18 protein-coding genes are annotated in these 22,993 nt (G+C 73.1%); 12 read left to right on the top strand and 6 right to left on the bottom strand.

Annotated elements, in window-relative coordinates:
- Positions 1–367 precede the first annotated feature (367 nt).
- Positions 368–1,372, top strand: a complete 1,005-nt coding sequence (locus RM446_RS20830) for a glycosyltransferase family 2 protein (protein ID WP_311547070.1) — start codon at positions 368–370, stop codon at positions 1,370–1,372.
- A gap of 123 nt (positions 1,373–1,495) precedes the next feature.
- Here RM446_RS20830 and RM446_RS20825 read toward each other — a convergent pair whose 3' ends face one another.
- Together RM446_RS20825 and RM446_RS20820 are read right to left on the bottom strand one after the other, a co-directional pair.
- Positions 1,496–2,272 carry a glycerophosphodiester phosphodiesterase gene (locus RM446_RS20825; RefSeq protein ID WP_311547068.1) on the bottom strand — a complete coding sequence of 259 codons (777 nt, stop codon included), beginning with the start codon at positions 2,270–2,272 and terminating at the stop codon, positions 1,496–1,498.
- Positions 2,269–3,102 (bottom strand): IspD/TarI family cytidylyltransferase, encoded by an 834-nt coding sequence (locus tag RM446_RS20820; RefSeq protein WP_311547066.1) that lies wholly within the window; start codon positions 3,100–3,102, stop codon positions 2,269–2,271. The genes RM446_RS20825 and RM446_RS20820 overlap by 4 nt, the downstream gene beginning before the upstream one ends.
- A gap of 285 nt (positions 3,103–3,387) precedes the next feature.
- Here RM446_RS20820 and RM446_RS20815 point away from each other — a divergent pair, with 285 nt between their 5' ends.
- The 8 genes from RM446_RS20815 to RM446_RS20780 all read left to right on the top strand — a co-directional run bounded on the left by RM446_RS20815 (position 3,388) and on the right by RM446_RS20780 (position 10,733).
- Positions 3,388–4,215, top strand: coding sequence for an ABC transporter permease (locus tag RM446_RS20815; protein WP_311547065.1), 828 nt, complete (start codon positions 3,388–3,390; stop codon positions 4,213–4,215).
- The gene (locus RM446_RS20810) at positions 4,215–5,024 is read left to right on the top strand and encodes an ABC transporter ATP-binding protein (protein ID WP_311547064.1); all 810 of its coding nucleotides are present in this window, start codon (positions 4,215–4,217) and stop codon (positions 5,022–5,024) included. Before RM446_RS20815 ends, RM446_RS20810 begins: the two co-directional genes overlap by 1 nt.
- Positions 5,025–5,300: 276 nt before the next feature.
- Complete coding sequence (locus RM446_RS20805; RefSeq protein ID WP_311547063.1) at positions 5,301–6,242, top strand: hypothetical protein; 942 nt, start codon at positions 5,301–5,303, stop codon at positions 6,240–6,242.
- 2 nt (positions 6,243–6,244) lie between these two features.
- The gene (locus RM446_RS20800) at positions 6,245–6,886 is read left to right on the top strand and encodes a DUF5941 domain-containing protein (RefSeq protein WP_311547062.1); all 642 of its coding nucleotides are present in this window, start codon (positions 6,245–6,247) and stop codon (positions 6,884–6,886) included.
- A 16-nt stretch (positions 6,887–6,902) separates the two neighbouring features.
- Positions 6,903–7,634 (top strand): phosphocholine cytidylyltransferase family protein, encoded by a 732-nt coding sequence (locus RM446_RS20795; RefSeq protein ID WP_311547061.1) that lies wholly within the window; start codon positions 6,903–6,905, stop codon positions 7,632–7,634.
- Positions 7,635–7,639: 5 nt separating this feature from the next.
- On the top strand, positions 7,640–8,689 hold the full coding sequence (locus RM446_RS20790) for an iron-containing alcohol dehydrogenase family protein (protein ID WP_311547113.1): 1,050 nt from the start codon (positions 7,640–7,642) through the stop codon (positions 8,687–8,689).
- Complete coding sequence (locus RM446_RS20785) at positions 8,667–9,437, top strand: CDP-alcohol phosphatidyltransferase family protein (RefSeq protein WP_311547060.1); 771 nt, start codon at positions 8,667–8,669, stop codon at positions 9,435–9,437. The genes RM446_RS20790 and RM446_RS20785 overlap by 23 nt, the downstream gene beginning before the upstream one ends.
- A gap of 465 nt (positions 9,438–9,902) precedes the next feature.
- A complete protein-coding gene (locus tag RM446_RS20780) occupies positions 9,903–10,733 on the top strand; it encodes a glycosyltransferase family 2 protein (protein ID WP_398695624.1) in 831 nt (276 codons plus the stop codon).
- 69 nt (positions 10,734–10,802) lie between these two features.
- On the opposite strand, the gene RM446_RS20775 is transcribed toward RM446_RS20780, so the two are convergent.
- The 3 genes from RM446_RS20775 to RM446_RS20765 all read right to left on the bottom strand — a co-directional run bounded on the left by RM446_RS20775 (position 10,803) and on the right by RM446_RS20765 (position 15,766).
- Positions 10,803–12,032: a glycosyltransferase family 4 protein gene (locus RM446_RS20775; protein WP_311547059.1), complete on the bottom strand. Its 1,230-nt coding sequence runs from the start codon at positions 12,030–12,032 to the stop codon at positions 10,803–10,805.
- Between the two features lie 220 nt (positions 12,033–12,252).
- Positions 12,253–13,578 carry a nucleotide sugar dehydrogenase gene (locus RM446_RS20770; RefSeq protein ID WP_311547058.1) on the bottom strand — a complete coding sequence of 442 codons (1,326 nt, stop codon included), beginning with the start codon at positions 13,576–13,578 and terminating at the stop codon, positions 12,253–12,255.
- A 484-nt stretch (positions 13,579–14,062) separates the two neighbouring features.
- Positions 14,063–15,766 carry a glycosyltransferase family 4 protein gene (locus RM446_RS20765; protein ID WP_311547057.1) on the bottom strand — a complete coding sequence of 568 codons (1,704 nt, stop codon included), beginning with the start codon at positions 15,764–15,766 and terminating at the stop codon, positions 14,063–14,065.
- A 215-nt stretch (positions 15,767–15,981) separates the two neighbouring features.
- Between RM446_RS20765 and wecB the strand changes: the two genes are divergently transcribed.
- From wecB to RM446_RS20750, 3 genes are all read left to right on the top strand, one after another.
- Positions 15,982–17,085, top strand: coding sequence for a non-hydrolyzing UDP-N-acetylglucosamine 2-epimerase (wecB, locus tag RM446_RS20760; protein ID WP_311547111.1), 1,104 nt, complete (start codon positions 15,982–15,984; stop codon positions 17,083–17,085).
- Positions 17,086–17,139: 54 nt separating this feature from the next.
- A complete protein-coding gene (locus tag RM446_RS20755) occupies positions 17,140–18,906 on the top strand; it encodes a hypothetical protein (protein ID WP_311547055.1) in 1,767 nt (588 codons plus the stop codon).
- A 319-nt stretch (positions 18,907–19,225) separates the two neighbouring features.
- Entirely contained in the window at positions 19,226–21,352 is a 2,127-nt protein-coding gene (locus tag RM446_RS20750) for a glycosyltransferase (protein ID WP_311547110.1), read from the top strand.
- A gap of 164 nt (positions 21,353–21,516) precedes the next feature.
- Here the strand turns inward: RM446_RS20750 and RM446_RS20745 are convergent, their stop codons facing one another.
- Positions 21,517–22,968: an LCP family protein gene (locus tag RM446_RS20745; RefSeq protein ID WP_311547054.1), complete on the bottom strand. Its 1,452-nt coding sequence runs from the start codon at positions 22,966–22,968 to the stop codon at positions 21,517–21,519.
- Positions 22,969–22,993 lie beyond the last annotated feature (25 nt).

Below are 22,993 nucleotides of genomic sequence, written 5' to 3'. Positions count from 1 at the left end.
CCGTCCCCACCTACCGCGAAGGAGACGCTGCGCATCGCGTGTCCATCGGTTCCGCGCGTGTCCACCGGCCCTCACTTCGCGTCTCTAGGTTGTCACCGAATCCACCGATCGGTCGCCCGATGTCAGCTCTCGGCGTGTTGCCCCCTTCCTGCCGAGCGGACGGCTCCGACGCGTCGGTCTCGCCCGGTTTCGACGCATCCGGCCGTCGCCCGGTTCAGACGCTGCGCGCACCGGGCACGACACTCGGGAGTAGGCGGCGAGAACGGGATCGCCGTGAACGGGCGCGGCCGGAGAGTGCAGTACCGTATCGACTGCGAAGCCGCGAACCGGCCTCGTTCCCAGTACAGCCCGACCGTTGGAATCGCCCGTGACCTGGCCGGCCGTATCCGTCGTCATGCCCGTGCTCAACGAGGAGCGCCACCTGGCGTCCGCAGTTCGCCACGTCCTCACACAGGACTACCCGGGCGAGCTGGAGGTCGTGCTCGCTGTGGGCCCCTCCGCCGACCGCACCCGCGAGGTCGCCGACGGCATCGCGGCCGCGGACGAGCGGGTGAAGGTCGTGGACAACCCCACAGGCCAGACGCCCACGGGGCTCAACGCCGCGATCAAGGCGTCCTCGCACGGCATCGTCGCCCGCATCGACGGGCACTCGATGATGCCGGCCGACTACCTCGCCGTCGCGGTCCGCACCATCGAGGAGACGGGGGCCGACAACGTCGGCGGCATCATGGCCGCCGAAGGCGAGACCCCGTGGGAGAAGGCGGTCGCGGCCGCCATGACCTCGAAGGTGGGCGTCGGCAACGCCCGCTTCCACACCGGCGGCGAAGGCGGTCCGGCCGACACCGTCTACCTGGGCGTCTTCCGCCGTTCGGCACTGGCGCGCGTGGGCGGCTACGACGAGGCGTTCCTGCGCGCGCAGGACTGGGAGATGAACCACCGCATCCGCACCAGCGGCGGGACCGTCTGGTTCGAGCCGCGGATGCGGGTGTCCTACCGCCCGCGCCCGAGCGTGCGCGCCCTCGCCAAGCAGTACTTCAACTACGGCCGCTGGCGGCGCGTGGTCGCCCGCCAGCACAAGGGCACGATCAACCTCAGGTACCTCGCACCGCCGGTCGCGCTCTGCGGAATCGCGGTCGGGCTGGTGGGCGGCGTCGTGTTCTGGCCCGCCTTGCTCCTCCCCGGCGGCTACGCGGCCGCGATCCTCGCCGCCTCGGTTCCGCTCGGCAGCGGACTGCCAGGGCGGTGCCGCCTGAGCATTCCGCTCGCGCTGGCCACCATGCACATGGCCTGGGGCGCGGGATTCATCACCAGCCCGCGACGCCTCGGCGCCGACTCCCGCGTGGCCCGCGCCGGCCGCGAGCAGCACGCCTAGTAGATCGCCGATCGACGTAGCGGACAGCGCCGCCGATCTTGTAGCTATCGTGAAGGAAAACGATTTCCATTTGCGATGGCTACAAGATCAACGGGGTTCGGCCGCTGAGGGGCGGCGCGCGCGTCAGTTCGAGTTCAGCGCCGCGACCACGCCGGGGACGTCGTCGACGACCACTGCGTCCACTCCCGCCGCGGTGAAGCGGGCCGCGTCGACGGGGTCGGGGCACCAGGCGACGACCTCCAGCCCGGCGCGGTGGGCGACGTCGGCGGTATAGGCGACGCTCCGGCGCCCCGGACGTTCGGGATCTCCGGTGAGGCCGAAGGAGCGGGCGTCGATCGCCACCAGTTCGCAGCCCATGCCCGCGGCGCCGGCGACCGCCTGGTCCAGGGGGTTGCGCACGAACGGCATCCACGCCAGCGGGATGTCCGGCGCCCCCGAGCGGACCTCCATCAGCACGGCGGGGTCGAATGAGCAGACGAACACGCGCTCGCGGCCCGCCGCGGCGCGGCGGCGCTCGGCCTCGCGGCGCACCGCGGGCAGCAGCAGCGCTGCGGTGCGCCGCTCGGCCGGGTCGACCGCGTCCTCCATCACCGTCTTGACGTCGACGTCCACCCCTGCCGCGTCGGGGACGGCCGCGAACGCCTCGTCCAGGGTCAGCAGCCCGTGCTGGCGGCACGCGTCCGCGGAGAGGTCCACGATCGGCCGGCCGTCGGCGAGGGCGGCGTCGTGGTGGACGACCAGCACGTCGTCGGCGGTGCGCCGCACGTCGATCTCGATCCACTGGGCCCCGGCACCGACCGCCGCCAGGTAGGACTCCGCGGAGTTCTCCCGGTAGCCCGAGTCGGAGCCGCGTCCGAAGCCCCGGTGGCCGACGACCTCGGGCGCGCTGAACACGCTCACCTGCGGGACTCCTGCCGCCGGCCGCGGCCGCCCCCGGCCGCGTCCGCGCCGGTGCCGCCGCCCCCGGCTGGGCCGTGCCCGCGCAAGCGCAGCAGGGTCTCGGCGATCTCGACGTCGCCGGGGTTGGTGACCTTGATGTTGGCCTCGTCGCCCGCGATGATGCGGACCTCCTCATCGGGCAGGTAGCGCAGCACGACGCCGCAGTCGTCGGTGGCGACCAGCGCGGGGTCGGCCAGCGCCCTCCGGTAGGCGCGGCGCACCACCCCGAGGCGGAACCCCTGCGGAGTCTGCATCCGCCGCAGCGAGGTGCGCGGCGGGACGTCGCGCAGCACCTCGGCGCCTCCCGTGCCGGCGGAGACCTCTACCACGGTGTCGCCGGACGGGACGGCGACCCCCACGGCGCCCGCGCTCGCCAGAGCGCTCACGCACGCGCCGACGACCTCCGGTGTCACCAGCGGCCGGGCGGCGTCGTGCAGCAGCACCAGGTCGTCGTCGCCGCGGTGCTCCAGCGCGCCCAGGGCCGCCACCGACGTCTCGGTCCGGCTCGCGCCGCCCGGCAGGACGGCCGAGACGCCGTCCAGGCGCGCGGCGATCTCCTCGGCCTCGGCCAGGTGCTCGGGCACCATCAGCACGATGACGTCGTCGACCTCGGGCGCGGCGCAGAACGCGGCCGCGGCGTGCTCCAGCACCGGGCGCCCCGCCAGCGGCAGGAGCTGCTTCGGGCGCCCCCCGCCCATGCGCGCGCCGACGCCGCCGGCCAGCACGGCCGCCGTCACGTGGGGGCGCGCACCCGCTGGCGCGCGCGCGGGCGAGGCGGGGTCCACCTGCATCGTCGTCCTCTCTGCCGCGGCCGTCGGCACCGGCTCTGGGCGGGGCTGCGCTGCCTCCCGGCGCCGCAGCCGAGATTAGCCCACCCGCGACCGCGCGAGCGGTGCGCGCCGCGAGGAGGGGCCGCGCCCGCCCCCGGTAGGCTAAAACCCCAGCCGCGCCGCCGAATCGGAGCGGTGCCGCCGGGCGCGCGAAGCGTCCCCCGGCCGCGGGCTGCGGCGGGGGAGCGGGGGAGCGGCGGCGCCAAGCGGCTCCGCCTGTGGCGGCGGGAACGGGCAGGAGGTGCGGTGGCGTCACGCGCGCTCGCCGTCTGGCGGAACCGGCGGGTCGTGGGCCTGTTGGTACGACGCGACCTGAAGGTCAGGTACCAGAACTCGATCCTCGGCTACGCGTGGTCGATGCTGGAGCCCCTGGCGATGGCCGGTGTGTACTTCTTCGTCTTCGGCCTCGTCTTCGACACCGACCGCGGCGTGCCCGGCGGCGGCGACGCGCCGGGCGGCTACCCGCTCTTCCTGATATCGGGGCTGCTTCCGTGGCTGTGGTTCGCCCAGTCGCTCGGCCAGGCGCCTGCCGCGCTCATCAGCCACAGCAAGCTCATCACCACGATGCGCATGCCGCGCGAGATCTTTCCGGTGCAAGCGGTCGCGGCCAAGTTCGTCGACTACCTGCTCACCTGGCCGGTGCTGCTGGTGTTCGTGCTCGCCCTGGGCGGGCGCACCAGCGCCGAGGGCCTGCTGGTGTGGCTGCCGCTGGCCATCGCCGTGCAGCTGGTCCTCTCGCTGGGCATGACACTGCTGCTCGCGACGGTGAACGTGCTCGTGCGCGACGTCGAGCGGTTCGTGCGGATCCTCAACCGGGTGCTGTTCTACGGCTCGGCGATCATCATCCCCTCGGCCCTGGTCCTGGAGTCCGACCGCTTCCCCGCCTGGTTCGTCGCGCTGTTCCAGTTCAACCCGCTGCTGGGCATCTTCAAGATGCACCATGCGGTCTGGTATCCGGCCGACGCACCCGGGCCCCTGGTCCTCTCCACGAGCATCGGCGGAGCGGTCCTCGTCCTGGCCGTCGGGTACGCCACCTTCCGGCGTCTGGAGACGTCGGTGCTGAAGGAGCTGTGATGGGGGAGACGGGACAGACCGTCATCGAGGCCGAGGGTCTGGGCATCCGGTTCTCCGCGAACCGCGGGCGCCGACGCAGCCTGCGCGAGGTGCTGGTCGGCGCCCGGCGCGGCCCCGGGCCCCGCAGCGCTTTCTGGCCGGTGCGCGGCGCCTCCTTCCGCATCCGCCGGGGCGAGTGCGTGGGCATCGTCGGCCGGAACGGGACCGGCAAGTCCACGCTGCTCAAGCTGATCGCCGGCGTCCTCATCCCCGACGAGGGGAGTGTGGAGGTCCACGGCCGGGTGGCGCCGCTGCTGGAGCTGCGGGCCGGGTTCAACGGCCGGCTCACCGGACGGGAGAACATCCATCTCGTCGGCTCGCTGCACGGGATGGGCCCGGGGGACATCCAGGCGCGCTTCGACGAGATCGTGGACTTCGCCGACCTGCGGGGCGGCTCCGTCGACACGCCGGTGCGGCACTACTCCAGCGGCATGAAAGTCCGGCTGGGGTTCGCGCTCGTCACCCGGCTGGACCACCCGATCCTGCTGGTCGACGAGGTGCTCGCCGTCGGCGACGAGGAGTTCCGGGCGAAGTGCTACGCGGCGATCGACGGGATGCTGGCCCAGGGCCGGACGATGGTGCTGGTCTCGCACAGCGAGGCCGACCTGCGCCGCTTCTGCTCCCGCGGCCTCTACCTGAAGGACGGCGGGCTCGCCCTGGACGACGGCATCGACGCCGTGCTGGGCGCCTACCAGGCGGACCGGTGCGCCGACCCGGCCGAGCACGGCGACGCGGAAAAGGGGACCGGGGGCGGCGACCGAGCGGCCTGACCGCCCCCTCCGGCGACGCGCCTGCCGCCCCGCCGGATGGCCCAGCGGCTGCCCGGCGCGATCGGGTGCCTTCCGTGCTCGGCCGGGTCGGCGATCCGGTGCCCGCGGTGTGCCGGTGGTTGCCACGCGTACCCCTTCGGGTACACGGTGAACGCGAGGCCGCGTGGGAGGGGCACTGCCGTGTCAGATGTCGATGCGCGCGCCGGACGCGGAGGCGGCGGGCGCACCGGTCCGCCGGGTCGGAGGGGGCGCGCGGTGCGGGTGAGCCCGTCCGCCATGACGCGGATCGGGCTGGTGCTGGCCGTGACCGCCGGTGTGTGGTTCACCGAGGGCGGAGTGCGCGGCGCCGTGGCCGGGTCCCTGCTGCTGGGCGCGGTGGTGCTCACCGATGTCCTGGCCGGACGGGTGCGCGCCGCGCGCCGCGACCGGCTGGACGTATGGCTGGCGCTGGTCCTGGGCCGACTGCGCGAGTACGCGGTCTACGCCGGACTGGCGATTGGCGGAACGGCCGCCGGAGTCGCCGACGCGTGGGCCTGGGCCGCGGGCGCGCTCATCGCCGTCGCGCTGCGCGACTCCGTTGCCGCCGCGCGGCGGGCCGACGCCGGCGAGCCCGAGTGGACCCCCGAGTCGGGCCTGCCCAGGCCCATCGAGGCGGTCGATCCCAGTCGGGACCTGGAGGACGCTTCGCCCGGGGACACCTCGCTGACCGCCGAGCTTCTGGGGCGTGAGGCGCCCGCCGCCCACGGCACCGACGGCACCGGCGAACCGGACGCCGCGCCCGGCGACGTCGGCGACGGCGGGACCGCTTCCGAGGCCCCCGCGGCGACCGGCGGCGGCGCGGCGCTCTTCGGCATCCGCACCGTGCCCAAGGGCGCACCCTGGCCGGGGTGGGCCGAGGTCCGCTCCGAAGCCCTCGGGGAAGGCGCCCCGGGCTCCGCCGCACCCCCCGGAGCCGCCGAAGGCACGCCGGGCACCGGGGGCGCCGACGAGCGCGACCCGGCCGCCGGCGGCGCCGGCGCGCCCCGCCGCGGTAGCGGGCCGCCCCGCGCGCTCCTCGCCCGGCTCGCCGCCTTCCCGCAAGCCGCACGCTTTGCAGCGGTGGCCCTTACGATAACGATTTGGGACGCACGGGTGACGTTCATCGCACTGATCGCGGGCTGTGCTCTCGCAGCCGCCGCCGATCTCGCCCGCCGCCCGGACGACGACGTCGGGAGGTGACCGTGGGCGTTCCCGCTTCCCCGCCCGGAACCGGCGTCGACCTGCGGTTCCTCCGCGACGACGGCCACCTGAGCACCGCAATGGGCCGGATCGTCGCAGGCGCCCTGCCGCCGCTGCCGCCCACCCTCGCCGGGGCGCTGGTGGCCGGAGTCCTGATGGCGACGGGACTCGACCACCTGGCAGGCATTACCCTGTTCGCACCGGTCGCCGCGCTGCTGCTCTCCGGAGTCGCCTCGGGGCACCCGCACGACGGACGGTTCGACCGGCTGGTCCCGCCCCTCCTGCGCGCGACGGAGTACCTTTGTCTCCTCGCGCTCGGCTACGGGTCCGGCGTAGGCGGCCCGCTGGTGTTCGTACTCTTGGCTGCGGTCGCGCTGCACCACACAGACGCCGTGCACCGCACGCGCACCGGCCTGCGTCCGCCGGCCCGGGTCATGCGGGCGATGCTCGGATGGGACGGGCGGATGCTGGTTCTGGCGGCCGGAGGGGCACTGGGTTGGCTGCCGTTCGCCTACGGTGTGCTGACGGGTTACCTCGCGGTACTGCTCGTGTGGGAGGCCACGACGAGCTGGCTGGCGGCCCCGATCGCGGAAGCGGAGGCTCCGCGCAACGAATCGGGAGGCGTGGACGCCTCCACGACGTAAGGAGGAACACGCCTACATGCTCGGTATGGTTCTTGCCGCAGGAGCCGGGCGCCGACTGCGCCCCTACACCGACACCCTGCCCAAGGCGCTGGTGCCGGTCGATGGTGAGACCACCATCATGGACATCTCGCTGCGCAACCTCGCCGCCGCGGGGCTGAGCGACGTCGTCGTCGTCGTGGGGTACCGCGCCGAGGCTGTCGAGCAGCGCAAGGAGGAGATGGAGCGCCGGCACGGGGTGCGGCTCACTCTGGCCTACAACGACAAGGCCGAGGAGTGGAACAACGCCTACTCCCTGTGGACCGCGCGCGAGTACTTCTCCGAAGGCGTCCTCCTCGTCAACGGCGACACCGTTCACCCGGTGAGCGTGGAAGAGACGCTACTGGCCGCACGCGGACCGGAGCTGCTCCTCGCGGTGGACAGCGCCAAAACACTGGCCGACGAGGAGATGAAGGTGACTCTGGACGAGTCCGGTCATCTCCGCCGCATCACCAAGCTCATGGACCCGGCCGAGGCCGCCGGCGAGTACATCGGCGCGACCCTCATCGAGGGGTCGCTTTCGGACCGGCTTGCCGACGCGCTGCAGGCAACCTGGGAGCGCGACCCCCAGCTGTACTACGAGGACGGCTTCCAGGAGCTGGTCGACCGCGGCGGCAAGGTCGCCGTCGCGCCGATCGGCCAGGTCGACTGGGTCGAGGTCGACGACCACGACGACCTGAACCGCGCTCGGGAGATCGCATGCCGCTACTAGCCCGCATGGTCAACGCGCCGCTGGCGATCGACGTGCGCCAGGGCGCCATCGCGTCGCTGGGCACGTTGCTGGCCGACCGCCGCATCGCCAACGAGGGCCGCATCGCCGTGGCCGTCGGACCGGGCCAGGGCTCCCAGATCGCCGGCGAGCTGGACCTGCCGCACTGCGAGGTCTTCAAGGTCGAGGGCGGCAGCGTCGACGTGGCCACCGAACTGGGCAAGAAGCTGCGTTCGGGCGCCTACGAGGCGGTCGCCGGGATCGGCGGCGGCAAGACGATCGACGTCACCAAGTTCGCCGCCTCCATGGCCGGCATCCCCATGGTCGCCGTGGCCACCAACCTGTCCCATGACGGAATCGCCTCGCCGGTCAGCTCCCTGGAGCACGAGAGCGGCAAGGGCTCCTACGGCGTCACGATGCCGGTCGCGGTCGTGGTCGACGTCGACTACGTGCGAGCCGCGCCTCAGCGCCTGGTGCGCTCCGGGATCGGCGACGTCGTCAGCAACCTGTCGGCGATCGCCGACTGGGAGCTGGCGGGCCGCGAGCAGGGCGAGCCCGTCGACGGCATGGCCGTGACCTTCGCCCGCACCGCCGCCGAGGCCATCGTCAACAGGCGCGACACCGTCGACTCGCAGGACTTCTTGACCGCACTGGCCGAGGCGCTGGTGCTGTCCGGCATGGCGATGTCGGTCGCGGGCTCCAGCCGCCCCGCCAGCGGCGCCTGCCACGAGGTGCTGCACGCCATCGACCAGCTCTACCCGGGCACCAGTAACCACGGCGAGCTGGCCGGAATAGGCGCCCTCTACGCCTACTTCCTGCGCAGCCGGTACCAGGGGTTCGGCGAGGAGCGGATGAAGGACATCCGGGCCTGCCTCGAACGCCACGGCCTGCCCGCCCTGCCCGGCGACGTCGGCCTGGACGAGGAGCAGTTCGCGCGCGCGGTGGCCCACGCCCCCGCCACCCGGCCGGGACGGTACACGGTCCTGGAGCACCTGGCCCTTACGGACGACGACATCAGGCGGAGCGTTGCGGAATATGTCCAAGCCATCGATCGATGAGGTGCGTTCGGGCGGCCAGCCTGAGGGGATCAAGGAGCGGCTGAACGAGGAGCACTGGGCGGGTCGGCTCTACATGCGCGACCTGTCGCCCTATTTCAGCGTCGTCTTCATCCGCCTGGGCGTTCCCCCCAACCCCATCACGTACCTGATGATGGCCACCGGGGTGCTCGGCGGCGTCGTCCTGGCGCTGGGCGGGTTCTGGTCGGCGCTGGCGGCGGTCGTGCTGATCCAGCTCTACCTGCTGCTGGACTGCTCCGACGGCGAGGTCGCCCGCTACACGGGCCGCACGAGCGTCGCGGGGATCTTCCTGGACCGCATCGGCCACTACCTCGCCGAGGTCGCCCTGCTCATCGGCCTCGGTGTCCGCGCCCAGGGCGGGCTCGACGCCGGCGGCTGGGTGATCGGCGGCATGGCGGCCGCCCTCGGCGCCGCCCTGATCAAGGCCGAGACCGACAACGTGGTCGTGGCGCGGGCGAAGGCCGGGCTTTCGGAGAAGGTCTCCGACGAGGCGCTCCAGCCCCGCTCGCCGCGGCTGGGCATGGCCCGCAAGGCGGCGGCCGCGCTGCGTTTCCACCGCGTCATCCAGGCCGTCGAGCTCTCGCTTCTGGCGCTCGGCACGGCAGTGATCGACCTGGTGCGCGGCGACCTGATGGCTACCCGGGTGCTGGTGGTCGTCTGCGTGGCGGTGGCCGCTCTGCAGACGCTGCTGCACATGGTCAGCGTGCTGGCGTCGCGGCGGCTGGAGTAGCTCCGCCCGCCGCCTCCGCAGCCCGGAGGGGACGACGGCCCTCGCGGTGTCCTCCCTTCGGGCGCTCCGCGGAAGGGGCGCCCGGCGTTCGGGGCCTTTCGGTCCCTGCCGACGCACGCGGCGGGGCCGCGGGTCCGGCCGGGGCCGATTCTCCACCGATCGCCCGCGTGCCGCGTGCCATATGCGGGCGCGCCGTCGGCCGTGACCCTTATCCTCTTGTTAGCCGTTTCATGCAACGGTCATTCAGTGTCAACCACGCGTCCAGGTTCACGAACGGTTCCCATGCCCAGTCCAGGTCTGCCGAGCGGCCCTGACCCGGCCGCCGCCGAGTCTGCGGCCCCGCCCGCCTCCGCGTCGCAGCACGCCGCCGACGGCGATGCCGCGCTGTCCCGTACCGTTGACGGATCGGATCCGGCGGGGCACGGAGGGGAGCAGCGGTTGAAGATCTCCTGCGTCATCCTGACGATGGGGACCCGGCCTGCCGAACTGCGCCGCGCGGTCACCAGCGTGCTGGAGCAGGAAGGCGCGGATCTGGAGCTGATCGTGGTCAGCAACGGCTCCGAGCTGCCCGCGCTGCCCGAGGACGTCAAGACCGTGCGGCTTTCCGAGAACATCGGGATCCCCGAGGGCCGCAACCACGGGGTCAAGGCCGCTGACGGCGACATCGTGCTCTTCCTCGACGACGACGGCTGGTACCGCTCGCGCGACCTCGCGCGCCATGTGAGCCGCCGGTTCGCGGCCGACCCCGGCCTGGGCATCGTCACCTTCCGCATCGTCGACCCGGACGGCGGTCCCGACCAGCGCCGCTACGTGCCGCGCCTGCGCGCCGGCGACCCGCTGCGCTCCAGCCGCGTCACCACGTTCCTGGGCGGGGCCGCGGCCGTCCGGCGCGCCGCCTTCGACGCCGCAGGCGGTCTGCCCGGCGGTTTCTTCTACGCACACGAGGAGAGCGACCTGGCCTGGCGCGTCCTCGACGCCGGCTACCACATCGAGTACGACGCCGAGGCGGTCATGTACCACCCCTCGACCCACCCCAGTCGGCACGAGGACTTCTACCGGCTCAACGCGCGCAACCGGGTCTGGCTTGTGCGTCGGAACCTGCCCTGGCCGCTGGCGCTGTCGCACCTGGGCGTGTGGATCGGCATCACGGTGCTGCGAGTGCGGTCGCTACCGGAATTGCGGGCCTGGTTCCGCGGGTTCGGCGAGGGCTGGCGCGCCGACTGCGGTCGGCGCAGGCCGATGCGATGGTCGACGGCTTGGCGCATGACCCTGGCCGGACGTCCGCCGGTCATCTGAGGGCCACCGGGGCCGATCGGCGGGGGAGCCGCGGAGCGGCCGGGAGCCTTCAGCGGCCACCGGGCGGTGTCACAGCGGCATCCGCCTGGCGGTCCGTGACCTTGCCGGCTCCGGTTCGGGGACGCTCGTCGGCGCGGGCGGTGCCGCGGGCGCGCTCCCCGGGGGCTCGGCGCGCCCGGGTGCGCTGCGGCCCTGCCGCGGAAGCCGGGGCGGTGCGTCGGCCCACTCCTCAAGCTGCCGGACGAACGGCTCGGCCTGCTCCGGCCAGTGGAACGAGGAGCGGGCGACCGCGTGCCCGGTGGCCGCCAGGCGTTCGCGCAGCGCCTGATCGGAGCGCAGCCCCAGCACCGCATCGACCGCCGCGGCCGGGTCGCCGAACGGCACGATCGCGCCGCATTCGCCCTCGGGGCGGCCGGTGACCAGCGAGACCGCCGCAGGGTTGGGCGTGCTGACGACCGGCAGGCCGTGGGCCATGTACTCGACCACCTTGGTCGGCAGCGAGCTTCGGTAGTTCGGGGTGTCCTGCAGCAGGCAGACACCGGCCAGCGCGCCGGAGACCATGCGCAGGGCCTGGTCGTTGGGTACGAAGCCGTACCACTCCACGGCCTCTTCGCGCTGGGCGTCGCGCAGCAGCGGCCGGATGCCCGGGTCGGCGGCGCCGATGACCTCCACCCGCACACCGTGCGGGCGCAGCATCCGGCCCATCTCGATGAGCTCGTGGGCGCCGCGAGCGGCGGAGAGGTGGCCGAGGTAGACGACCCGGTCGGTGCCGGGTCTGCGTTCGGGCCGATCGGGGACGTAGGTGGTGTTGGGCACGACCGGGTGCGGCAGGGCGAAGCGGTCCCGGTAGCCCTCCTCGGCCAGCAGCAGGTGCATCCGCTGCTCGGCGCGGCGCTCGAAGCCCCGCACCACCGGACCCAGCGGGCGCCGCAGCGGCCGGGGCAGCCACGGTTTGGTCAGCAGCGCCGCCGCCGCGTCCTCGTGGACGTCCCACACGGTGGCGGGGCGGTTGCGCGGCAGCGCCAGGAGCAGTTCAGGGTCGTGGAAGAGCAGGACGTCGGCCTGCGGGGCGTGGTGGGTCAGGGCGGCGCGCGCCGCCCGAAGCGACGCCAGGCGGCGCTTCCCGGTCGCGCGCGGTACGTCGACCGGCGTCAGCTCCCGCCACGGTGTGACGCCGCGGTCGGCGAAGGGTGCGATGTAGGTGACCCGGTGCCCGGCATCGAGCAGGGCGCGGATCTGGCGGTGCAGGATGCGCGCGTCCTCGGGATGGTGCACCACGGTGGCCACGAGTGCGTGCATGTGCGAGATCACCACTTCCGAACGCCGTTTCCTGGGCGCTTCCCCCGTTGGAGCTCTGCCGCTCCGTATCCGACGTTACGGAGACGGGGAAACAGCAGGTGAAAACCGGGGTTACGCCAGGAGGTTGAGCGGATGAAGGCCTGGCGGCGACCCTCCCGTCCGCTACTGCGCTCCGCGGGTACAGGGCGAGCGCCGCGGGGAACCGGAGCCGCGCGCGTATCTATAGGACCACCGCGCCTTCGCGCGCGATGGGCGCGGTGGTGTGGCCGTCCTCGTGCACCGCGCCGGCGGGCAGCCGCCGCAGCACGCCGCGGGTGTCGAGGAGCAGCCGTGCGTGCTCGGTGAGCAGTTTGGGCGTGTAGGCGCTGTGGTCGGTGAGCAGGATCGTCAGGTCGGCCTCGGCCATGGCCTGCTCCAGGTCGGTCGCGCGCGGGAGCGTGTGCCCGTTGAGGCTCCACTCCTCGACGTGCGGGTCGTGGTAGGTGAGCGTGGCGCCCTTCTCGGCGAGCTTGCGCGCGACCGGGCGGGCCGGCGACTCGCGCTGGTCGGCGATGTCGGGCTTGTAGGTGACGCCCAGGAGCAGCACCCGCGAGCGCGACAGCGCCAGACCGGAGTCGTTGAGCAGCTCCAGGGCGCGCTGCAGCACGTAGCTCGGCATGCGGGCGTTGATCTCCTGGGCGAGCTCGACGAACCGGAACGGGTAGCCCAGGGTCTTGACCTTGTAGGAGAGGTAGTTCGGGTCGATCGGGATGCAGTGCCCGCCTACGCCGGGGCCGGGGTAGAACGCCTGGAACCCGAACGGCTTGGTCGCGGCGCAGGCGATGGAGTCCCACAGGTCCACGCCCAGCTCCTGGCAGAAGATGGCCATCTCGTTCACGAGGGCGATGTTGACGTGGCGGTAGGTGTTCTCCAGCAGCTTGGCCATCTCGGCCTCACGCGTGCCGCGCGCCTGGACCACGGTGTCGACGAAGCGGCGGTACAGCGCGGCCGCGGCCTCGCCGCAGCGCTCGGTCATCCCCCCGACGACCTTGGGTGTGTTGGCCACGCCGAAGGTGGCGTTGCCCGGGTCGATGCGCTCGGGCGAGAACGCCAGGTGGAAGTCGGAACCGGCGACCAGGCCGGACTCCTCCAGCAGCGGCCGGAGGACCTCCTCGGTCGTGCCCGGGTAGGTCGTGGACTCCAGGACCACCAGGGTCCCGGGTGCGAGGTGCGCCGCGATGGCGCGTCCGGCGGCGGCGACGGCGCCGAGGTCGGGGCCGCCCTCCTCGGACAGGGGTGTGGGAACGCAGATGACGACGCTGCGGGTGTCGGCGATCACCGACGCGTCGGTGGTGGCGGTGAATCCGCCCTCGACCATCTCGGCGATGTCGGCCGAGTCGAGGTCGTCGACGTGCGAGCGGCCGGCGTTGAGGCCGGCGGCCACGGCCGGGCTGGCTTCGAGCCCGGTCACGGTGAGCCCGGCCCGCGTGGCCTGGTGGGCCAGCGGCAGGCCGACGTAGCCCAAGCCGATGACGACCAGATCCGATGTTGGGGTTGCGACGTCCACGGGGGTCACCCTCGCCTTCGTTCTTTTATTGGGGAATCCCGAGGTGCCGTGCACGGCCATTCCGGTGACGAGGACGCTCGAGTACGGCTGCGCGTTGACTCGATCGGTGAGGTGGCCTATTTCGGTCAGTCTTCGCCGATTTCCCCTGCGGCTTCCCGAATTGGTGTAGGGCGCGCATCGGTTGTCCGGCTCCGTACCTGTTCAGCTACCCATCCGCACTGACGTGCACCTCTCCTGGCACCGACTTTAGAGCAGCGCCACCGGAGCGCCCCGTCGAAACTCCTACATGTTCGGAGGATTTAACCCGCAGGCCACCCTGGATTTCTGGGTTTGCCGTTGAATCGGCAAAATGCCGGTGAACTGGGAGAACGTCGCCTCTCCAGTGGTCTGCGTCGTTCGCGCAGCGGCGCCCGCGCGCACGCCGGTGCTCGGCGCGGCGCGGCGCGGAGCGCGGGCGCCGGGCCCGCGGCACCGGTATCCGGGGTCAGTCCCGAAGCGACGCGTAGGCCTCGATGTAGCGGTGCGCGGCGGCCTTCCAGGTGCGGTCGCGGCCCACGCGCTCGCGCGCGGCGCGGCCGTAGCCGGCGCGCGTCGCGGGGTCGGCCGCAAGCTTCTCCAGGCAGTCGGCGAGCTCGGCCGGGTCCTGCGGCGGGACCAGCTCGCCGGTCGCGCCCGGCTCGACGATCTCGCGCAGTGCCTGCAGGTCGGAGGCCACCACCGGAAGGCCGCCGGCCATCGCCTCGACCGGTTTCAGCGGCGTCACCAGGCGGCCGACGCGCTCGTCGCGCCGCGGCACCGCGAACACGTCCAGAGCCGCGTGGTGGCGGCGGACCTCGTCGGCCGGCACCCGTCCGGGGAAGCGGGCCGCCGCGCCCAGACCCGCGGCCGCGGCGCGTTCACGAAGCGCGCCCAGCTCCGGGCCGTCGCCCACGATCAGCGCGTGGGCGGCCACACCGCGGCGGCGCAGCTCGGCCACTGCGTCGATCAGCGTGTCGAGCCCCTCGTAGCTGTAGCAGCTGGTGGTCGTGCCCACCACGAACCCGTCCTCGCCCGCGCCCAGTTCGCGGCGGAGGGCGGCGCCGTCGGGCAGCGGTTCCAGGAACGCCTCGTCGACGGCGTTGGGCACCACGATCACCTTCGCCGGATCGACGCCGCGCCCGGTGATCTCGGTCCGCATGGTCTCGCCCAGCGTCACGACCAGGTCGGCCTCCTGCATGCAGGCGGTCTCGCGGGCGCGCTCGGCGGTGTAGAACGCGTCCTCGGTGCTGCGCGAGGTGTCGCGCGAGAGCCAGGACTCCTCCAGGAACCCGCGAACCTCGTAGACCACCGGCAGTGAGAGGCGCCGACCCAGCTCCAGGGCGAGCCGGGCGTTGCCGTGGTTGCTGGCCGCGTGCAGCACGCCCGGTCGCAGCCGCCGCACCAGGGGCAGCGCCAGCCGCAGCCCCGCGCGCAACTCGGCGGTCCGGTCGGCGGGCGCCAGCCAGGGCAGCAGCCGGTGGTAGCGCACGCCGTCGAGGTCCACCCGGCGGCGCGTGTCGGCGATGCCCTTGGTCAGCGGGTAGCCCGCCCGCGTGGCCACGTGGGGTTCGAGCCCGGCGGCGAGCTGGCCTCGGGCGATGCGGTGGGTCCGCTGGGTGTATCCGGCGTTCGTGTGCGGCAGAGCGTTCGTGACCAGGTGCAGGACCCGCCGGGAATCGTCGGATTCCTGATCGTTCACTGTGTCGTGGTGTGGCGTTCCCCGCCTCGGCGCTACGGTGAGGTCGTGCCACCGGCCCGAGGGCTCTGCGGGGACGGCGCGGCCCGTCGTCAGCGCCAGCCGGTGCGCCAGCCCGGCGCGGATCCGGTCCTCGGGAAGCATCGCGATGAGCTCCTCGGCGACGCCGGGCTGCTCGACCGCCAACGCGAACGCGGTGAGACGGGCGATGCGACGGTTGGAGGCTCCATGGGTGGCGCTGCGCAGGGCGTCGAGCGACTCCGCTCGGCTTCCGGCGTCCCACAGGGCGTAGGCGCGGGGGAGCGCTCCGGCGCGGCCCAGAGCGGCGCGCGCCGGCCTCCGTGCGCGTCCGGGCAGCAGCCGCAGCCCGAGCAGCGGCAGCCGAGCTGGTTCGGTCCTCAAGTGTCGCCAGGTCAGGCTCGCGGTGAAGGTGGCCGCTTTCAGGAAATTGCGCACGGTGGGGTATCCAACCATGTCGAAGTGATCCTCCGGTGACACCTGAGCGTCCAACTGTCGCGGGTCGGGGGATCGGAAACGAAGGGAACACGATGTCGTCAGCACCGGCCGCCCGTTCCAGCAGCGACCGAGCCGACCGAGCCGGAGCCGATGGCGGGGCGGCTCCCGGGCGCGCGGGCGAGTCCGCACTCGCGTCCCCGTCCTACGACGGAGGATCCAGCGCCGCCGAGATCGTGCACATCGTCGGCGCGCGGCCGAACTTCGTCAAGGCGGCTCCGGTCGTGTCGGCGCTGGCGGCGCGGGGCCTGCGCCAGTCGGTGGTGCACACCGGCCAGCACTACGACGACCGCATGTCGGCGGTCTTCTTCCGCGAGCTCGGACTGCCCCGCCCCGACGTCGACCTCGGCGTGGGCTCGGGCACGCACGCCCAGCAGACCGCGGCGCTGATGACCGGCCTGGAGGAAGAGTTCACCTCCCGTTCACCGGGCCTGGTCGTCGTCTACGGCGACGTCAACTCCACGCTGGCCGCCGGACTCGTCGCGGCCAAGCTGCACATCCCCGTCGCCCATGTCGAGGCCGGGCTGCGCTCGTTCGACTGGTCGATGCCCGAGGAGGTCAACCGCCGCGTCACCGACCAGTTGGCCGACTTGTGCTTCGCCACCAGCCCCGAGGCGGTCGGCCACCTCGCCGCCGAGGGCGTGGCCGTCGACCGGATCCACCTGGTCGGCAACCCCATGATCGACACGCTGCTGGGCAGCCTCGACCGGTTCGACACCCAGGCCTTGCGCGAGCGCCTGGACCTGCCCGCGTCCTACGTCGCCGCCACCCTCCACCGCCCCGCCAACGTCGACGACCCCGAGGTCGTCGCGCGCCTGGTGGCCCGCCTGCACGAGGTCGCCGACCAGATCGACGTCGTCATGCCCGTGCACCCGCGCGGCCGCGCGGCACTGACTGCCGCCGGCCTGGACGGCCACCCGCGCATGCACCTGCTGGAGCCGCTGGGCTACGTCGACTTCGTCACCCTGGTGCGCGCCTCCGCCGCTGTGGTCACGGACTCCGGCGGTGTCCAGGAGGAGACCACCATCCTGCGCGTGCCGTGCCTGACCCTGCGGCCCAACACCGAGCGGCCGATCACCATCACCCACGGCAGCAACCGACTGGTCACCGACTCCGAGCTTCCCGGCCTGGTCTCCAAGATCCTGGCCGGCGAAGGGCTCGGCACGGCGGCGGTCGCCGACGTTCCGCCGCTGTGGGACGGCCGCGCCGGTGAGCGCATTGCGGCGATCCTGGCCGACTGGGCCGCCGCCCCCGCGGCGCGTGCGGACCGCGGTGCGTGAGGCCGTGCTCGATGCTCGACCGGATCCGCAACCTCCCAAGGCAGGAAGTGTCCCGTGAAACGGCGTGAACTGAGCCATACCGAACAGCTGCGCCAAGCCCTCTCCGAGCGTGAGGCCCAGCTCCAGGAGGCCAAGGCGCGGCTGGCGGCGCTGGAAGGCTCCACATCGCTGCAGGTGGGCCGCGCCCTGACCGCGGCGGCCAAACGGCCCGCGCGCGGACTGGTCCGGCTGCCGCGCGACCTCTTCCGGCTCTGGCGCAAGGCGGGCCGCACCGGCCCGGCCACCGGCCGCGGGCGCAAGGCCCAGCCGGTTCGGTCCTTCGACGCCGAGCGCGAGGAGGCCCGGCTGCTCTCCGGCCGCGTGGGCGTGCGCGACAGCCGGCTGGTCGTGGCGGGCGCCCTGTCGCCCGAGGTGCGCGCGGCGCTGGAGCCCTACGTCCTGGTCGTTCCGCTGCGGCCGCAGGACGCCCAGGCGGCGTTCGAGTCCGTCGACGTCGACATCGTGTGCGTATCGGCCTCGGCCACCGCGCCCGGCTCGCTGTGGGCCCACGTCGGCGACCCCGCTGTCGGCGACCGCACGCGGGTGCTGAACTGGGTGGTCGAGTCCGCCGAGGCGCGCGGCGTGCCCACCGTGCTCATCGCCGATGCGCCCGCACCGCCCGGACTGGCGGCACTGGGGTTCGACCACGTGCACCGCGGCGACACCGGCGTCCCCCTGCACCGCTTCAACCCCGTCGCCGCCGAACCGGAGCGCGCCCCCGACCCCGCCTACGCGCCTTCGCCCGCCCCGGCGGGCGCAGTGGCCGACCGGCTCGTCGCGCGGTTGGCCGAGGACGGACTGCGCCGCCTGTCCGGAGGCTGGCAGGAGCTGCCCGACGGGCTGCGCGCGTCCTCCGGCGTCGTCGTCGACGACTCCTCGCTGGCCGACCGGGCCCTGGTGTGCGGGACCCGCGCCCTGCTGCTGGGCGGCGTCCGGCGCGGCGACGCCCAGGGCGGCGATCGCGACTCCGCGGTGCGCAAGGTCGCCGCCGACGCCGCCGCCCTGCGCTCCACCGCCGCGGCCGACGAGCTCGACCGGCTGCGGGAGGCCGGTCCCCTCACCTCCGAAGAGCTGCGTCTGGTACTGCGCTCGGTGTTCCTCACCGACGCCACCCCGGTCCGCCTCGCCGAGATATTCGGCCATCTGGGGTTCGCGCCCGGATCGGGCAGCCCCGCGCTGCCGCTGCACGACCGCAAGGCCGCGCTGCTGGCCATGCCCGGCGACGACGCCGACAGCCTCGCCCTGGCCGGCGACGTACTGAGCCAGTCCCACGCCCCCGCCGAGGTCGTCGTGCCCGCGAGCGTGGCGCACCTGGCCGGGATCGAGCGGATGCGCACGCACGGCGTTCCGCTGCGCGAGGCCGAGGGCGAGGTCCCCGACGGCGCACCCCAGCCCGAGGACTGGGCGCGCCTGGCCCGGGCGGCCTCGGTGCCGTGGGCGGTCCTGTGGAGCGCCCCGCGCGGCGATCACTACCTCGCCGACCTGCTCTGCGCAGCCGAGTGCTCCGGCGCCGACGCCGTCGGTCCGGCGGTGCCCTCCTGGCGGGCGGCGCAGCAGTCGCCCGGGGACTCGGCGGACGCGGTCGGCCATGCGGCGGCCGAGCAGGAGTATGTTTTCGTCAGCGCGATCGTGCCGGAACTCGCTCGCCGGGAGCTCGTCGGCCGCGCGCTGCAGCCGGGTGTCTGGAACAGGCACGGCGCACGGCTGCTCGCCCTCGCGCCGCTGAGCGGCACCGAGGCGGGCGCCGCCGACCGCGCCCGCACCACGCCCAGCGCCGGCTGATGCCGGCCCGCCATCCGTCCCCCAAGCACACCGCCGTCAGCGCAATCCGAACATGTCGGCCGCCGACCCGGCTCCGGGCGGGCCGAGCAGGCCGGGACGGCGCCCGCACGGGCGCGGCCCGGAGTATCGGAACGAAGGGAAGCACGTGACCAACCATCCTCGCGAACGCGAGCGAGCGAGCGGAGTCGGCGACGCTCAGGGGCCCCGGGCCGACCGCACCGGCGGCGCGGCGAGCGAGCGGCCGAGGAGGCTGCGGGCGCTCGTCTACGGCGACGTCGACCTCAACATCATCGACGGTTCGGCGATCTGGGCGCAGTCGATGACCCAGGGCCTGGCCGCGGCCGGGTGCGAGGCCACGCTGCTGCTCAAGGCGCCGGTGACCACCGACCGGCTGGTGGCGCCGCTGTCGGGCGCGCCCGGGGTGACCGTGCGGCGGACCCACGAGGAAGGGCTGGCGCCTGAGGCGGGGCAGCGCGGTCTGACACCCGAGCAGGCCGTCGAGCTGATAGCGCGCCTGGACTCCGAGGACCGCTTCGACCTCGTCGTGGTGCGCGGCCGTCGGCTGGCGATCGCCGCGTCGCAGAGCGAGCAGCTCGCCGGCAGGCTGTGGACCTACCTGACCGACGTGCCCCAGACCGTCGCCGAGATGAACGCCACCGCGGTCTCGGAGATCTCCGACGTCGCCGTCGCGTCGCGGTTCCTGCTCTGCCAGACCGAGGAGCTGCGCGGCTTCCTGGAGTCCGCGGTGCCCGCCGCCTGCGGCAAGAGCGTGCTCTTCCCGCCGGTGGTGGTCACCCCCGACGACGCGGTGGGCGACGGCGCGCCGCACAGCACGCTCAAGCTCGTCTACACCGGCAAGTTCGCGCCGCGCTGGAACACCCTGGAGATGGCGCAGCTGCCGGCGGCCCTTGCCGAGCGCGGCGTGCCCGCCGAGCTGCACATGATCGGCGACAAGGTGCACCGCGACTCCGCGGAGTGGGCGCGCGACATGAGCAGGGCGCTGGAGAGCACCGAGGGCCTGGTCTGGCACGGCGGGAAGCCCCGCGCCGACGCGCTGCGGCTCTCGGCGCAGTGCGACGTCGGCCTGTCCTGGCGCGATCCCGAGATGGACGCCAGCCTGGAGCTGTCCACCAAGGTCCTCGAGCTGGGGGCGCTGGGGCTGCCGGTCGTGGTCAACCGCACCCCCATGCACGAGCGGCTACTGGGCGCCGACTACCCGCTCTATGCGGGCGAGACCATCGACTCGGTGGCCGACACGCTGACCCTGGCGGCCGAGGCCGACATCTACCGCGAGGCCGCCGAGCGCTGCCGCGCGGCCGCCGCCGACTTCACCCTGGAGCGCGCCGCCGAGCGGCTGAGCGGCTACCTGGAGCTCGCGTGCCCGCCGGCGCCCTTCGGCACGTCGCCGGAGCGTCCGCTCAAGGTGGTCATCGCCGGCCACGATCTGAAGTTCTTCACCCGGCTGGCCGACTACCTGACGTCGCTTCCCGGGCTGGACGTGCGCATCGACGAGTGGGAGTCGCTGCGCAACCACGACCAGTACCGCAGCCGGGAGCTGGCGGCCTGGGCCGACGTGGTCATCTGCGAGTGGTGCGGCCCCAACGCGCTCTTCTACTCCGAGCACAAGCGCACCGACCAGCGACTGGTCGTCCGCCTGCACCGCTTCGAGCTCTACGCGGAGTGGCCCCGCAAGATCGACATCGACAAGGTCGACGCCGTGGTCTGCGTCAGCCCGTACTACGCCTCGCTGACCCGCGAGCTGGCCGACTGGCCGGCCGACAAGGTGGTCGTTCTGCCCAACTGGGTCGACGTCGACCAGCTCGACCGGCCCAAACTGCCCGGCGCGGAGTTCACACTCGGCATGGTCGGCATCGCGCCCAGCCGCAAGCGGCTCGACCGCGGTGTGGAGGTTCTCGGCGAGCTCCGCCGGCGCGATCCCCGCTTCACGCTCGCAGTCAAGACCAAGCAGCCGTGGGACTACTGGTGGGTGTGGAACCGCCCGGAGGAGCGCGAGTACTACGAGCGCACCTACCGCACCGTCCAGCGCGACCCGCTTCTGGCCGAGGGCGTGGTGTTCGATCCGTTCGGCCCCGATGTGGCCACCTGGCTGCGCCGCGTCGGGTTCATGCTCTCCACCAGCGACGACGAGAGCTTCCACCTGGCGCCTGCCGAGTGCGCGGCCTCCGGCGGCATCCCCGCGGTGCTGACCTGGCCGGGCGCCGACACCATTTATTCCGGGCGCTGGCTGCACGACAGCCCCGCGGAGATGGCGGAGGCCATCCACGCCGTCGTCTCCGAGGACCGCTTCGACGCCGCGCGCAGCGCCGCCAAGGCCGAGATCACCGAGAACTACGCGCTGCGGCGGGTGTGCGACATGTGGACCGACCTGATCGTCCACGGCAAGGTGCCGGCGAGCCGGGACGCGGCGAGGGTCGTCACAGCCTGAGTGCGCCCCGTGCGCCCCGTGCGGCCCGGCGGGACGGACGCCGGGCCGCACGGGTGCGCGCGGCAGGGAACCGGGAACGGCGGCGGGGCCGGAGTCGAGGAAGGTTCTCCGACTCCGGCCCCGCCGCCGTTGTCACGCCCGGGCGCGCCCGGGCCCCGTTGCGCCTATCCGCACTTCTGCTTGGCCTCTGCGGCGGTGGTGCCGTCGACCCCGCCGGGCCCGGACGAGGAGCTGCCCGCGTTACTGGTGAAGCCCTCCCAGTCCTGGGCGAGCACGAGCTGGACCGTGTCGCCGAGGTTGGGGCTCTCCGCCACGGTGGCGTTGACCGCCTCGTCGGCGAGGGCCTGGGCATGCGCCTTCTTGCCGGGACCGTAGTAGATCGTGGTCTGGGCGGGGATCTCCAGCGGGTTCCCGGTGTTGGCCACCTGGAAGCCCTCGGTGGTCAGCCACTGGCCCACCTGGTCGGCCAGGCCCGGTGTGCCCTTTCCGTTGAGCACCTCCACCGAGATCTCGGAGGGTGCGACCTTCTCCTTCTTGTCACCGCCGCCGCTTCCGCCGCCCTCGCCCCCGCCGTCCTTGCCGCTTCCGCCGTCGTCGCCGCTGATGCTCTCGTCCTTGGCGATGGTCTCGAAGAGCTGGGAGGCCTTGGGCTCGCTCAGGGCCAGGCGGTTCTCGTCGTCGGGGGCCTGGCCGTTGGGGGCGGTGACGAAGTTGATGTTGCCGAGGTCGACCTCACGCATCGCGACGGCAAGGTCGCTCATCACGTCCAGGGTGAGCTCGTCGTCGGTGGTCATGGTCTCGGTCACCGAGCCGAGGAACGAGGTCAGGTTGCTCGGGCTGCTCAGTACCTTGCCGCCCATGACCTGGTTGAGCATCGCACCGAGGAACTCCTGCTGGCGCTTGATGCGGTCGGTGTCTGTGCCGTCGCCCTGGGCGTAGCGCGAGCGCATGTACCCCAGGGCCTCCTCGCCCTCGAGAACCTGCTCGCCCGCTTCCAGGTGGAGCTTGGCCTTGTCGTCGTCGATCGGTTCGGGAATGCACATCCGCACCCCGCCGACGGAGTTGACGATGCCCTTGAAGCCGGTGAAGTCGACACTCACGAAGTGGTCGATGTGGATGCCGGTGATGTGCTCAACGGCCTTCCACTGGCACTGGATGCCGCCGAGGGACATCGGGGTGTTGATCATTGCGCGCTGGGCCGACATGCCGGGCTTGTCGCCGTTGGGTTCGCACGCCGGCAGGTCGACCAGCAGGTCCCGCGGCAGGTTGACCAGAGTCGCGCGCCCCTTGTTGGGGGAGATGTGGGCGATGATCAGCGAGTCGGGACGCTCGCCCTCGGCCTCGCCGTACTTCGCGTTCTCACCGGTGCGGACGTCCGAACCGATGACCATGATGTTCAGCGCTCCCTCGACCCGGCTGGGCCGGTCGCCGAACGCGTCGGTGTCGATGTTCTGCTGGTCGATATTGCCATAGATGTCGTAGTAGGCGGCATAGGCGGTGAGGCTGGTCCCGATCACCGCAGCAGTCGTCAGGACCGCGAGCCAGCCGCCGATGGAGAGGCTCTTCCGTGCCGCGCGCCCCTTCGCGGAGCCTCGGGACGAGCGTTTTCCGGGCATATCGCACCAAGTGTGGGGAGGGGTC

Origin of the sequence: Streptomonospora wellingtoniae (genome assembly GCF_031845375.1) — a bacterium.
Lineage (GTDB): Bacteria > Actinomycetota > Actinomycetes > Streptosporangiales > Streptosporangiaceae > Streptomonospora > Streptomonospora wellingtoniae.
This window is presented reverse-complemented; position numbering and strand designations above follow the sequence as displayed.